The organism is Bacillus sp. X1(2014) (assembly GCF_007678255.1).
Window position 1 is genome coordinate 108778 of sequence record NZ_VEED01000005.1, and the last position, 13585, is coordinate 122362.

The following is a 13585-nucleotide window of genomic DNA, read 5'->3' on the forward strand; positions in this document are numbered from 1 at the left end:
AAGCTGAATGGAGAGAATCTCCATTCAGCTTTTATTTACTTAATTTCTAGTTCTGACTTTAATTCCTTTTGAACCCGTTGGATTTCTTCTTCTGAAACCAATCCATAATAAATGTTATCGATTCTTGTTCCTTCTTCTTCTATCTCCATTTGCTCAATGGATGTTCCAACATGCTTATAACCTTTTTGAATAGCGACCATTTGATCAAACGTAAGGTTTGTTTTTACATTTTTGCCGAGGACGGTAAATATACCGGAGAACTTGGTTAAACTGGAGAAACTAGCCCCTTCTTTAATTACCCCTTCAATAATTTGACGTTGTCTTATTTGCCTGCCAAAGTCACCTCTAGGGTCTTCTTTTCTCATTCTTGTATAGCTTAACGCTTTTTTACCGTTTAGCGTCAATTCTCCTTTTGGAAAATGGTATCCATCTTGAGTGAAATCTAAGTCATTATTGACCGTTACGCCGCCAACGGCATCGACCATTCCCGTGAAGCCTTTCATGTTAACCTCTATATAATAATCAATTGGTATATCGAGAAAGTTTTCAACGGTATCCAAAGCCATAGGGATCCCTCCAAAGGCGTAGGCGTGGTTAATTTTATCCTCCGTCCCTTTTCCAATAATTTCAGTTCGAGTATCGCGTGGAATGCTTAGCATTTTTACGGAATTATTGTTGGGATTAACGGTTAATACAATCATGGTGTCAGAGCGGCCCGAGTCTCCTTCACGCTCATCCACACCCAGCATTAATACCGAAAAAGGATCTTTTTCTTTAAGCGAAACTGGCTCCGCGCGTTTTTCAGATTTTTCTCGTTCCATCGGCTGATGCATCGCAGCAACAGCATTTTTAAAAGATTTATAGACAGTGGATCCGTAGACTCCCCCGCCAATTACTAGTAGTAGAAGGATTGTGCCGGTCACCTTTACCCATTTTCTAAGTCTTCGTTTCCTTTTTTTTAATCGCATTCATAAACCTCCAAACTATCAAAGTCAGTTATTCATATCATACGATAAAGGTGTTTGAAAGTCGTCGATTTTCCATTGCTATTGTCAAAATGTGTCGGAACTCCTATGGAATCATGTTTGAAAAAAGGGACTAAGAACGAATGAAGTCGCTGTATTCTGGTTGATTATTACTAGATTAAAAAATGAAGGATTTACAGATAGAAAATTTTTAATTCGTTCCAAGCAATATTCATTGATTAAATCCAATCAATATGATAAATCCTAATGGAGGAAATTACTAGAAAGTTGTTTTTTCAAGTAAAGATATTACCCGAGATCATTTGGAAAGGAGCATTAACCAATGCGATTAGAAGGAAAGAAAGTACTCAGCCTTGTGCACCATGATTTTGAAGATTTAGAGCTATGGTACCCGATTCTTCGACTCCAGGAAGAGGGGGCCATTGTCCATCTTGCAGGAGAAAAAGCGAATGAAAAGTATATTGGGAAGTACGGCGTACCGGCTACATCCGAATTCTCTTATGATGAAGTGCGCGGGGAAGATTATGACGCAATTTTAGTTCCAGGAGGGTGGGCTCCAGATAAAATTCGGCGCTTCCCGGAAGTCCTGTCGCTGCTGCAGCAAATGAATGCGGATGAAAAGCCGATTGGACAAATCTGCCATGCTGGCTGGGTGCTGATTTCGGCCAAAATTCTTGATGGAAAAAAAGTCACGAGTACTCCGGGGATTAAAGATGATATGGAAAATGCAGGGGCTACTTGGTATGACGAACCTGTGGTTGTTGACGGCCACCTTGTTTCCAGCCGCCGTCCGCCGGATCTTCCTGATTATCTGCGGGAATTTATCAACGTGTTAGAACAGAGATAGTAAAGTGTGGAAGCAAGATAGCGAGCGATTGTTCGCTGTCTTTTTTCGTTCAGCAAATGGAAAAGCTATTCGTGCATGAAACCTTTCCCCGAAATCATACGTATGTAATCATAAATAAACGAACGAGGGTGACCACATTACATGGAAACACGAGATGATTTATTGAATGAACTGGCGATTATTGAAAAGTGGGAAAATGACCAGAGTGATTTATGGATTTGGGATCGCATCGGCAGACTTCCATTTAAGATTCTTGATAAAATAACCCCCCAATTCATCCACAACAAAGTGGGGAATCTATTAGAAGAAATCGGCTCCTATATTCAGAATGGCGGCAGCTATTTAATTAAAGAACATAATCTCTTTGAAAAAATTGAAAAAGAAACAGGGAAACCAATAACCGAGGTATCTGATATTGAGGAGATTCCGTTAGCTGCAATGGATAAGTTAAGCCAGGAGCTGACCGGACAACGGAAGAAGTTTGCGGCCATCCAAGGAGCGAGCACAGGAATTGGCGGGATTTTTACTCTTGCGCTCGATGTTCCGGCTTTAATGGGCATCTCTTTAAAAACATTGCAGGAAATCGCCATCCTCCATGGATATGATCCGAATGAGAAAAGCGAACGTATTTTTATGATCAAATGCCTGCAGTTTTCCTCGGCAGATATTGTCGGCAAACGAGCGATTCTCAATGAACTTTCCAGCTATTATCAAAAAGGGAACGGGTCAAGTGAAATGATGTCGCAGCTCCAAGGCTGGCGAGAAGTGGTTTATACTTATAGAGACCAGTTCGGGTGGAAGAAGCTGTTTCAAATGGTACCTATTGCGGGGATGGTCTTCGGTGCATTTACCAATCGCTCGATGATTAACGACCTAGCGGAGACGGGAATTATGCTTTACCGGAAAAGAAGAATTCTTGAACGGTTGGAACAAGAATAGGAATAAAAAAAAGGGACAGCATTTTTGCTGTCCCTTTTGACTGGATCCATGGGGCCCGGCCACAACCTTAATTCAAACCTATTAGATATTAACTAGGCTTTCAGTTTTTTCCTCAAAATATTTATGCATGAGTGAATTAAGTTTGATGGAAAGATTGATGTATTCCGAGCTGCTAGGGCCATCTTGCTTATATATTTCGCTCAGTGTCGTTTTAAGATAAATGATTTCCTTTAAAAGTTCCATATTTTCCATTTGAGTTCGTTCGATTGTTTTCATCATACACCTCGTAAAATTATTTTTTACTGCCATTGGTTTGGAAGGCATGATGACTTGATTCCCATCTTTTCGTCTTCTTTCTTTAATACAATTCCAATACCATTCTGATAGTAACATAGTGGATTTTCCATGTGAACAGCGAATTTAAAAGTAAAAATATTTGAAAAAAAGTAAATGATATTGGTATATCAATGTATTTAAATAGAGATTTCTAGCTGCTTGAAAATAAACGTCTCCTATATTTCGACAAATTATTTTGTTATAACATCAAAAACAAAAATAAAAATATTCAAAAATTTTAAAAAACAGCAAAAAAAGAATCCGGCCAAGTGCCGGATCCAAACAAAATATATTAAAAGGGGGTTTTGGAAAAAAGAGAAAGGTAAATGCTGTCCTCTTCATGTAATTATATTACCCCGAAATCATGAACAAACTATGAATAAACCATTTATATTTTATTAATTATTTAGTATTTAGTATGATAGATATCAAATCAAGGGCACTAGTATAACTATGTGCAATCCCAAGGGACAATCTGAAGGAGTAATGGATGAGAAAAATAGCAGGTTTATTTCTATCTGAATTCACACTAGTAGGGCTCGCAGGTTGTGGTGAAAATTCCTTAGCTGTTAAAGAGGTTGAGCAAAGGTTCATTTGAGGTAGGTAAAAAATAATAGCTGACTTACCGAAGGCTTTGCTGCCAATGCCCATTGGGTAACCTCTAAAGATGGCAGTCTTAAAAATAACTTCTAAAGAGATAGTCGTCGGACCATCTCTTTTTATATATGAAGCTAATTCGCCACTGCCGAATAGAACCCTAGCCCAATATAACGTGAAGGCACCTAAATTATGTATAATTGCACGAAACAACTAAATTATGCACAGTACAGGACCTACTTTAAGGCGTACAAAACTTAATTAAATAGGGAAAACCTCTATAGTCAGCATCAAGTCTGAAATGAAATTTCAATAATATTATTAAAAGTGTAAAATAAAATAAAATTACAGAGGGGGACTTATTAGTGAAGTATCGACTACTCGCAACGGACTTAGATGGCACGTTATTAAACGATCAAAAAGAGATTGATATGGAAACAATCGAGGCGATTCATGAGTATCGCAAACGGGGTGGTAAGGTTGTCATTTGCAGCGGACGCTCTCCACTATCAACGCAGTGGATTGCCCGTACGATTGGACTTAGCGGTGAGCCGATCATTGCTTACAATGGAGCGATTCTGCTGGCTGAGAATGGCGAAATCAGCGAGCAATCAGTTTTTCCATATGAGCCACTGGTGAGTTTCTGGGAATTATGTGAGACGAAGGGTATCTATGCCCATTTTTACGAAGGGGATACGCTGCTTGTCCCAAAGGTTAATAAATGGAATGAGCACTGGATTGAAAATAACATCCCCACCCTTGAAAAATCAGGAGGAGAACGTCATCAGTGTCAAAGTGTTCGAGAAAAATGCCAGGTGAAGGTGGTAGACGACTTTTATCGATACCTGAAGGAGCAGGAGCCAAGCATTACAAAAATTGCCGTATTTGATGAGGGGAATAAACTCCCTGAGTTTACCCGGCGACTTAAGGAACAGGCAGTGGATATGGAAATTAGCAGTAGTTTTAATTTTATCAATTTAGAAATTACCCCAAGTGGTGTGACAAAAGCATCTGCCCTTGTAAAACTTACCGAGCAGTTAGGAATTCCACTCTCACAAACCGCAGCGATTGGTGATAATTTTAATGATGCTCTTATGCTCTCGGCTGCTGGCCTCGGAATTGCGATGGGAAATGCGCCCGGAAAGGTGAGACAATTAGCGGATCAGGTGACTGGAAATAATAATGAAGCAGGGGTAGCAAAGGCGATTCGCCGTTATTTGCTTGAATAAGACCAAGTTCTCCTCATTGTGAAAAAGTGTTTTAAAATAACATTTCAATATTTTAATAAATAACTTGAAATAATATTTTAACAGGAATATAATAAACGTACGGGTAACCGCTTTCACCTCAGAAAAGACTTACAGGAGGATAAAGATAAAATGGCAGAAAATCTAGAATTATTAACGACAGAATCGCGCAATGAACATACGATGCAGATAGATACAGCAAGTCCGCTTGAGATTTTACGAATTATGAATCAACAGGACCGATTGGTCGCTTTAGCAGTGAACGATGTGTTAACCGATGTGGAAGCGGCTGTTCAATTTGTAGTTGAGTCCTTTAAAAATGGCGGGCGCCTTTTTTATGTAGGTGCTGGGACTAGCGGGAGATTAGGGGTCCTCGATGCAGTGGAATGTCCGCCTACCTTCAGTACAGACCCCGAAATGGTCCAAGGACTTATCGCAGGGGGAGAAGGCGCTTTTTTGAAAGCAGTTGAAGGAGCTGAGGATCAGCCGGATTTCGGTGTGAACGATTTGAAGGAAATTGGGCTGACTAAAGATGATACCGTGATTGGTATTGCAGCCAGCGGCCGCACACCTTATGTAATAGGGGCACTACGATATGCACGCAGTATTGGAGCAAAAACCGTTGCACTTTCCTGCAATAAAAATGCGGCGATTAGTCAGGAAGCTGACCAAGCAATCGAAGTCATTGTTGGCCCAGAAGTGCTCACAGGCTCGACCCGCTTGAAATCAGGAACTGCTCATAAGATGATTTTGAACATGATTTCAACTTCTTCGATGATCCTTTTAGGTAAGGCCTATGAGAATTTAATGGTTGATGTTCATGTGAGTAACCAAAAATTGAAAGAACGGGCAATCGGCATCATCCGTAAGATTACCGGGGTTTCCTATGAACAGGCATTGGAAACACTAGAAGCATCCGATCTTCAAGTCAAAACGGCCATCGTCATGATTAAGACGAATACAACGAAACTTGAAGCAGAACAATTATTAATAGAAGCAAACGGGTATGTAAAAAAAGCAATTCAAAACGTGAAAGAGTGAATTTTTTTAAAAGGTGGTCTTTGGTGTGGCAGCAGGCGGATTAAAAATGATTCAAAATATGTTGGAACAGCTTCCGGCTTCCGAGCGGAAAATTGCTGAATTGATTCTTGAAAATCCTCAGGTGATTTTAAACAGTACCGTCCATGACATCGGTTTGCAGGCACAAACAAGTGGGGCGGCTGTGATTAGATTATGTAAATCATTAGGTTTAAATGGTTTTCAGGATTTAAAGGTTAGAATTGCAGGCGATTTAGTGAAACCAGTGGAACAAGGGTACCGTGACATTGAGCCCGGGGAATCGTTTTTCTCCATCGCTCAGAAAACAACGAGCAATAGTATCCAGAGCATTCGCGACTCGGAAGAAATGATTAATTACGATGAATTGGAACGTGCTGTTCACACCTTGTCGGCTGCTCAAAATGTTCATTTCTTTGGAATTGGTGCTTCAAGCATCATCGCTAAGGATGCACAGCAGAAGCTCCTTAGGGTTCATAAAAATGCAACCGCTTTTACGGATACACACCTTGTTGCAACCTTAATTGCCAATGCCAATAAGGATGATCTCGTGTTTGGAATCTCACACTCGGGAGAAACACCTGAGGTTATTAAAGTCATGGCACTCGCGAAAGAACGTGGAGTGAACACGATAAGTTTAACGAAATATGGGCAATCAACGGTCTCTGCTCTAGCAGATATTAAGTTGTTTACTGCTGATTCTGGAGAGGCTCCTTTCCGAAGTGCAGCAACTTCCTCACGCCTGGCGCAGTTATATATCATGGATATTTTGTTTTTATCGATGGCCACCGTCCAATATGAGGATACGATTCAATCCATTGATAAAACAAGAGAAGCGATCCGGTTTATCAAACAAGGGAAATAGCCATTTTTGGGAGGTGATGTGAACACTTTCCATTCGCTGACCTTAGGGAAATTAGTTCACTTTTACAAATAAACAACGGAGAGAGGGGAATGAACATGGCTGGAGAGAACAAAATTTTAGCAGAAAAGATTCTTGAAGAATTAGGCGGACCAGCAAATATTGAAAATTACACGCATTGTATGACGAGACTTCGTGTGACACCAAAGGATAACTCGATTGTCAACCAAGCGGCCATAAAGAAAATTGAAGGAGTCATGGGAGTGGTGGAGGAAGAAACCCTCCAAATTATCCTTGGCCCTGGAAAAGTAAATAGAGTCACAGAAGAGTTTGGCAGATTAATAGAAGATGCTGGCGGGATCGATTTGAAAGAAAAGGCAGCGAGCAAAAAGGCAGAAATCAACCAAAAGAATGCGACACCGTTTAAGTTGTTTTTACGAAAAATCTCTAGTATTTTCATTCCATTAATCCCGGCACTTGTTGCCTCCGGATTGATTACAGGAATCACCAAAGCGATCGTCCAAGCGGGCTGGTTAGCAGCAGATTCTCAACTGGCGACCATCTTGTCGGTTATTGGAAGCGGTTTATTTGGGTACCTTGGCATCTTAGTTGGTACCAATGCAGCGAAAGAGTTCAGCGGTTCACCCGCACTCGGGGCAATTGCCGGTATTTTAATCATTAACCCAGCGGTAGCAGGGATAAAATTGTTTGATACCGCCTTACTTCCTGGTCGCGGCGGCTTAATCGGCGTATTATTTGCCGCTATCTTTATTGCCCTTGTCGAAAAACGCGTTCGTCGTTATGTTCCACAATCGCTTGACCTATTTATCACGCCAACGGTTGCTTTATTGATTACTGGTATTGTAACTTATCTTGTCTTTATGCCGCTTGGTGGTTTTGTTTCAGATGCGATTACAAAAGGATTAACTTCACTGCTTGATGTGGGTGGTGTCGTGGCTGGATTTGTTCTTGGGGCCACCTTCCTGCCGCTCGTTGTCACTGGTTTACATCAAGGATTAACACCGATTCATCTCGAGTTAATTAATACACTTGGAAATGACCCGCTTCTGCCAATCTTGGCTATGGGTGGTGCCGCACAAGTTGGAGCAGCATTTGCAATTTACGCTAAAACAAAGAAAAAACGTTTAAAAAGAGCGATTGGCGGGGGGCTGCCTGCCGGAATTCTCGGAATTGGCGAACCGCTCATTTTCGGGGTAACCTTACCATTAGGCCGTCCATTCTTAACGGCTTGCTTAGGTGCAGGTGTCGGCGGTGCGTTCCAGGCTGTCTTCCATGTGGCAACCTTCGCGGTTGGGGTTTCTGGTTTACCGCTGGCATTTTTAGTAGTAACAGGGCAAGTTCTGCTGTATCTGCTTGGTGTGTTAATCTCTTATGGAGCTGGATTCTTGTTCACTTATTTATTCGGCTTCAATGATGACATGGCCGGTGAGTTTGATTGATCGGTATTAGTTTCTATTTAAATGACCCTTTAGCAGAAGAACGGATTAGATTTGCTGGAAAAATGAATGTGAGGCGGGCATTTACATCGCTTCACATCCCTGAAGAGTCTGGGGATCTAGCGGGCCGTGCGAAAATGCTGCTGCATGCAGCAAAAGAAGCTGGAATCGAAGTTTATGCAGATGTATCGGCACGAACACCTGCCCATTTAGGATTGGATAGTTTATTTTCGTTAAAATCCTTAGGCGTTATCGGTTTGCGGCTGGATGACTTTTTTACGAATGAGACAATTTTGGAACTGGCTAAGGACTTCAAACTTGCGCTTAATGCCAGCATTATGTTTGAGGAAGATGTGCGGGTGCTGCTTGAAGGCGGGTTACAGGCTAGTCAGCTGCTGGCATGGCATAATTTCTATCCAAGACGCGAAACGGGATTAGCTTATTCATTTTTTCAAGAGCAAAATGAGCTGTTTAAACGCTATGGTATTCCGGTAAGTGCGTATATTCCAGGAGATGGTGAAAAGCGCGGCCCTTTGTATGAAGGGCTGCCAACCTTAGAAGATCATCGTGAAGTTGATCCATATCGGGCTGCGCTGGAGTTGTTCCGAGCAGGGCTAGAGGATGTCTATATTGGCGACCCCGAGGTTAGTGAAGACCTGCTTAAGCGACTAAATGATTTGGACTGTCATCAGCGTGTTTCGGTTCGAATTGAAGGGTTCCAAGATGGAGAATTCCGGCTCCGCCCTGATTTTTCCCGTGACGTGATAAGGCTTATGGATACGAGAAGCTCTGATTCGGTGGTCGCTGCGAATGCGGTAGCGCGGCCGCTGGGGACGATTACTAGAGATAATGACCGCTATGGACGCTATCGTGGAGAGGTACAAATTACGCTTCATGACCTTCCACCCGATGAGCGAGTCAATGTGGTCGGAAGGGTCGTGGAAGCGGATTTGCCGTTGCTTTCCGTACTGCAGCCTGGTCAACTTGTAAAGTTGATTCGGCCTTGATTCTCGTGTTTGTCGACTTAAGTCCAAGGGCTTTCCCTAACGGGTTCTAATACCTGTCACAAAACCTTAATTAACTCTTAAATGAATAAAAATATGTACAACAAATTGCATCGCGTATTGCGGTGCTTTTTTAATACTCCAACAAAAAAAGCGCAGTTCTATTAACTTTAACTCTTGCATCCGTTATTTCAAGAAGCGGGGATATGCTCAATCAAAATTAATGTCACCTTGTTGTTTTGCCTTTTTCTTAATGACCCAAGCTTGAAAATCTGCCTTTTATTATTTTACCAGAACAAAAAATTACATATATATACCATATTCTGGGGATGATAATGGAAACATTTTGATAATGGAGAAAAAAAATGAAATTCATTTACCTTGCTTTAGAAAAATTCATGAAAAGGGATATTCAACCAGTTGCTTCAAATCAGGACTCTATATCCTTTAAAGAGGTATTCCATACAATCGATGAAAATATTTCTTTTTTTAAATATACATTTTCTGATTCAGCAGATTTAATGATTATGGAATTACATGAAGGAAATAATCGGGGGATTTTGGTTTTCTTAGATACGATGGCAGATAAGGATAAGATTCAAAGAGATATTGTAAAACCAATGATGGAAGCGGAGGCGGAGGGTGCCCAGTTCGAACGTGTACTTCCTTCTAACTTTCTTAAATCAGATAACTTATTCAAAGCTCAAGAAGCACTTTTAAATGGATCCTGTATCATGTTCTTGGATGGTGCCAAAGAATTCTACCTGGTGGAAGTTGGCCTCTCCAAAGAGAGGACCATTATGGAACCTAGTAATGAACAGGTCATTCAGGGATCTCATGAAGGTTTTATCGAAAACCTTTCAACCAATCTTCATTTAATTAGGAAATCGTGTAGAACCATAAACCTTACCATGGAATATTTAACATTGGGTGACCAGATTCAATCCAAAATAGCCATGGTTTATATGAAAGACCTTGCCGATCATGAAATGATCAACGAATTCAAATGGAGGATCCATCATATTTCAATGGATTATATACCCAGTACTGGAGCTCTTCAGGAATTGATCGAAGATTCCACATGGTCACCCTTTCCTCAGATTTTAAGTACAGAGAGAATAGATCGTGTAGTAGGTCATTTGAATGAAGGAAGAGTGGCGGTGTTGATGGAAGGGTATCCTGCTGGTTTAATTATTCCCGTTACTTTTTTTGCATTTTTCCATTCACCTGATGATTATAACTCACGCTGGATGATCGGAACCTTTATCCGTTCCCTGAGACTCGTAAGCATTTTCATTGCGGTTAATTTACCTGCTATTTATATTGCGGTGATTGGTTTTCATTTTGAAGTACTGCCGGATGATTTAGTTCTCCCGGTTGTAAGTTCAATCAAAAATATACCTTTTCCTCCGCTAATTGAAGCACTTGTCATGGAGTTGACCATTGAACTAATTCGTGAAGCGGGGGTACGCCTTCCATCAAGAATTGGCCAAACCATCGGTATTGTCGGTGGTTTGGTTATTGGTGATGCGGTTGTCCGTGCAGGTCTCATTTCGAATACCATGATTGTGGTTGTAGCGATTACGGCCATTGCAGCCTACAGCATCCCGACCACTGAAATGAGTGATGCCGTACGATTTTTGCGTTTTCCCCATATGATTTTGGCGTCAACCTTTGGATTTGTAGGGATAGTTTTTGGGTTTATGTTTACTTTAGCTCATTTATGCAGGTTAGAATCATTTGGTACAGCCTACTTTGCACCTTGGGCACCATTTCGATTAAAAGACATTAAAGATACGTTTGTCCGTTTGCCCCTATGGAAATTTAATACACGCCCGCTTGATTCAAAACCGAACGTCCTGAAAAAGCAATCTTTGGCAAGGGGCTGGGAAAGTAATGAAACAAAACAAGAATAGAATTACGAACAAACAGCTTGTCTTTATGATTATCCAGGCCCAAATTGGTGTAGGAATCTTATCGTTGCCCCATGATGTTGCATTGGTAGCCAAACAGGATGGCTGGATTTCCACTCTAATAGCAGGAGTCATCTCACAGGCGATTATTTTTGCCCATTGGGGACTAAGCAAAAGATTTCCTTCGCTATCCTTGTACCAAATACTACCAAAATTACTAGGGAAAGTTGTCGGGAAGCTACTCATTCTCTGTTATGCACTCTATTTTATGGTTACAGGGAGCTTAGTTTTAGCAAGATATAGTGATATCCTGGATAAATGGATCTTACCCCGTACCCCTAATTGGATTACAATGGTTTTAATCCTCATCACCTGCATTTACATCGTCAGTGCCGGTTTAACCAGTATTGCGAGATTTTATGTATTGGTATCCCCCATTCTGTTTGTATTATTCGTGTTGATTGTGTATGCAATGAAGGATGCGAACTTCCTGTATATCTTTCCAGTAGGGGACCATAGCATTCTAACGATATTGAAAGGTTCAAAAGAAGCTGCTTTCTCTATGTTGGGCTTTGAACTGTTTCTTTTTATCCATCCCTATGTGCAAGCTTCCGGAAAAGAGAAGCTGATCGCCATGACAACAGCGAACATTTTTGTCACCTTCTTTTATACCTTTTTAGTGTTTGCAGCCCTTGTCTATTTCGAGCCCAGTATGGATATCGCTCTGACTCCAGAGCCATTATTATATATGATTAAAGCCTATTCGTTTCAAGTTCTCGAAAGGACGGATTTATTTTTCTTATCGCTCTGGCTAGTAGTCGTTGCAACTTCGATTGCGAACTGGCTATTATTATCCTCAATGGGGTTGGCCAGTCTTTTTAGAAAAAAAAACTATGCCCACTTACTGCCAATTGTTGCAGGATTCTATTTAATCTTGGCTCTTCTTCCTGACCAAGGAAGAGACTTTGAACATTTTAATCACTTTCTTGGGCCGACGCACTATATTTTTATTGGGGTCATACCTGTACTTCTACTCATTCTCTCGTGGGTTTTGTCGAAAAAAGAAGTGGTGAATAAGCCATGAAAAGCAAAAAGCCTATCCTTGTACTTTTATGTTTATTACTTACTGGATGCTGGGACCAGCACCTGTTGAAAAATGCGGTTCTGGTACAAATATTAAGTTTAGATTTGACAGATAACGAGGATCTGTTGTTAGGGGTTTCCATCCCCATTATCGAGGAGGCCGCAGGGGGACCGCAAGCTTTGGTAAAAAGTGAAACATTCTCTGCAAAAGGTCATACACCAAGGGATAGCCGACGTAAAATCGACCGAGAAATATCTGGAATATTAGATACATCTAAAAATAAACTGATTCTGTTTGGCGAACAAATGGCTGCTTCAGGTATTTATCCACCGTTAGATGTTATTTGGAGAGATCCCCGAAATTCATTGGGGGCGGCACTTGGGGTGGTGGAGGGTGAAGCGGTTAATCTGCTTAATATTAGACCGAAACATGAGACAAACGTGAGCGAATATATACAAGACGCTCTTACAAGCGCAGAAGAAAACTCCATTATTCCGAATCAAACCATCCAGACACTCGCTTCAGAAATGCTTGATCCTGGAGAAGATATCGTCCTTCCTTACCTAAAAATAAATAACAAGAAAAGCGCTGTAGTGGTCGGCTTAGCACTCATGAATGAAAAAAAATATGTGCGAAGTATTTCACCACAGGATTCAACCCTCCTTCTTTTATTGAATAACAAAAAGGGAAAATACGCGCGATTTACAAAACAGGTAAATAACGATGAGGAGCAGAAATTAAAAAACTATATTACATTTAATGTTCACAAAATGAAAAGAAAATTAAAAGTACAAGTAAAAAATGGAGAGGTTTCTGTTTATATACATTTACATTTAAAGATAAACGTAGAAGAATATCCCAAAGGGGATGTTCCGAAGGAAATAGATCAACTAAACAAGGCTTTATCGAAGGAGCTTACAAAAGAAGCAAATCAAGTCGTTACAAAATTACAGCAGTCGAACTGTGATGTTTTTGGAATTGGAAGGAGACTGATTGCGCTTCACCCCAAAACTTGGGACATGCTGGATAAGAAGGATTATTTTAAAAATATAAAGTTTAAAACAAATGTGAAAGTTGAAATCATCAAAAACGGAATTGTCTTGTAATGTAAGTAATCAAACATGGGCGCTAAGAAAGTGAGTAGCGGAAGCTTCAAAATAGCCTTACTGTGTTAACAGTAGGGCTTTCCCAGTGCTCCATTGGAAGTTATTCAGAGTTTACTCGGTGATGAGTAAATTGAAACTACAAGAAAAAGAA

The 13585-nt window shown here is 40.7% G+C and carries 12 protein-coding genes; 10 read left to right on the forward strand and 2 right to left on the reverse strand.

Annotated features, from left to right (window positions below; genetic code table 11):
• Window positions 1-35: 35 nt before the first annotated feature.
• Complete coding sequence (gene tagU / locus FS608_RS12075) at window positions 36-968, reverse strand: polyisoprenyl-teichoic acid--peptidoglycan teichoic acid transferase TagU (RefSeq protein ID WP_144550264.1); 933 nt, start codon at window positions 966-968, stop codon at window positions 36-38.
• Between the two features lie 340 nt (window positions 969-1308).
• Here tagU and FS608_RS12080 point away from each other — a divergent pair, with 340 nt between their 5' ends.
• Together FS608_RS12080 and FS608_RS12085 are read left to right on the forward strand one after the other, a co-directional pair.
• Complete coding sequence (locus FS608_RS12080; protein ID WP_144550266.1) at window positions 1309-1833, forward strand: type 1 glutamine amidotransferase domain-containing protein; 525 nt, start codon at window positions 1309-1311, stop codon at window positions 1831-1833.
• Window positions 1834-1974: 141 nt separating this feature from the next.
• Entirely contained in the window at window positions 1975-2772 is a 798-nt protein-coding gene (locus FS608_RS12085; protein ID WP_144550268.1) for an EcsC family protein, read from the forward strand.
• 81 nt (window positions 2773-2853) lie between these two features.
• On the opposite strand, the gene FS608_RS12090 is transcribed toward FS608_RS12085, so the two are convergent.
• On the reverse strand, window positions 2854-3165 hold the full coding sequence (locus tag FS608_RS12090; protein ID WP_144550270.1) for a hypothetical protein: 312 nt from the start codon (window positions 3163-3165) through the stop codon (window positions 2854-2856).
• A gap of 905 nt (window positions 3166-4070) precedes the next feature.
• Between FS608_RS12090 and FS608_RS12095 the strand changes: the two genes are divergently transcribed.
• From FS608_RS12095 to FS608_RS12130, 8 genes are all read left to right on the forward strand, one after another.
• Window positions 4071-4934: an HAD family hydrolase gene (locus FS608_RS12095; protein WP_186328696.1), complete on the forward strand. Its 864-nt coding sequence runs from the start codon at window positions 4071-4073 to the stop codon at window positions 4932-4934.
• A gap of 150 nt (window positions 4935-5084) precedes the next feature.
• Entirely contained in the window at window positions 5085-5993 is a 909-nt protein-coding gene (gene murQ, locus FS608_RS12100) for an N-acetylmuramic acid 6-phosphate etherase (RefSeq protein ID WP_144550274.1), read from the forward strand.
• A 25-nt stretch (window positions 5994-6018) separates the two neighbouring features.
• Window positions 6019-6873, forward strand: coding sequence for a MurR/RpiR family transcriptional regulator (locus FS608_RS12105; RefSeq protein WP_144550276.1), 855 nt, complete (start codon window positions 6019-6021; stop codon window positions 6871-6873).
• A gap of 95 nt (window positions 6874-6968) precedes the next feature.
• A complete protein-coding gene (locus tag FS608_RS12110) occupies window positions 6969-8330 on the forward strand; it encodes a PTS transporter subunit EIIC (RefSeq protein ID WP_144550278.1) in 1362 nt (453 codons plus the stop codon).
• The gene (locus FS608_RS12115; protein ID WP_144550280.1) at window positions 8327-9334 is read left to right on the forward strand and encodes a MupG family TIM beta-alpha barrel fold protein; all 1008 of its coding nucleotides are present in this window, start codon (window positions 8327-8329) and stop codon (window positions 9332-9334) included. Before FS608_RS12110 ends, FS608_RS12115 begins: the two co-directional genes overlap by 4 nt.
• Window positions 9335-9696: 362 nt before the next feature.
• Entirely contained in the window at window positions 9697-11247 is a 1551-nt protein-coding gene (locus tag FS608_RS12120; RefSeq protein WP_144550282.1) for a spore germination protein, read from the forward strand.
• Entirely contained in the window at window positions 11228-12328 is a 1101-nt protein-coding gene (locus FS608_RS12125) for a GerAB/ArcD/ProY family transporter (protein WP_144550284.1), read from the forward strand. Before FS608_RS12120 ends, FS608_RS12125 begins: the two co-directional genes overlap by 20 nt.
• A complete protein-coding gene (locus tag FS608_RS12130; protein ID WP_144550286.1) occupies window positions 12325-13434 on the forward strand; it encodes a Ger(x)C family spore germination protein in 1110 nt (369 codons plus the stop codon). Before FS608_RS12125 ends, FS608_RS12130 begins: the two co-directional genes overlap by 4 nt.
• The last annotated feature ends 151 nt before the right edge of the window (window positions 13435-13585 follow it).

Coding starts and splice junctions, on each gene's coding strand:
- FS608_RS12110 (WP_144550278.1), top strand. CDS start 6,969: ATGGCTGGAGAGAACAAAATTTTAGCAGAAAAGATTCTTGAAGAATTA.
- FS608_RS12125 (WP_144550284.1), top strand. CDS start 11,228: ATGAAACAAAACAAGAATAGAATTACGAACAAACAGCTTGTCTTTATG.
- FS608_RS12080 (WP_144550266.1), top strand. CDS start 1,309: ATGCGATTAGAAGGAAAGAAAGTACTCAGCCTTGTGCACCATGATTTT.
- FS608_RS12130 (WP_144550286.1), top strand. CDS start 12,325: ATGAAAAGCAAAAAGCCTATCCTTGTACTTTTATGTTTATTACTTACT.
- tagU (WP_144550264.1), bottom strand. CDS start 968: ATGCGATTAAAAAAAAGGAAACGAAGACTTAGAAAATGGGTAAAGGTG.
- FS608_RS12085 (WP_144550268.1), top strand. CDS start 1,975: ATGGAAACACGAGATGATTTATTGAATGAACTGGCGATTATTGAAAAG.
- FS608_RS12090 (WP_144550270.1), bottom strand. CDS start 3,165: ATGTTACTATCAGAATGGTATTGGAATTGTATTAAAGAAAGAAGACGA.
- murQ (WP_144550274.1), top strand. CDS start 5,085: ATGGCAGAAAATCTAGAATTATTAACGACAGAATCGCGCAATGAACAT.
- FS608_RS12120 (WP_144550282.1), top strand. CDS start 9,697: ATGAAATTCATTTACCTTGCTTTAGAAAAATTCATGAAAAGGGATATT.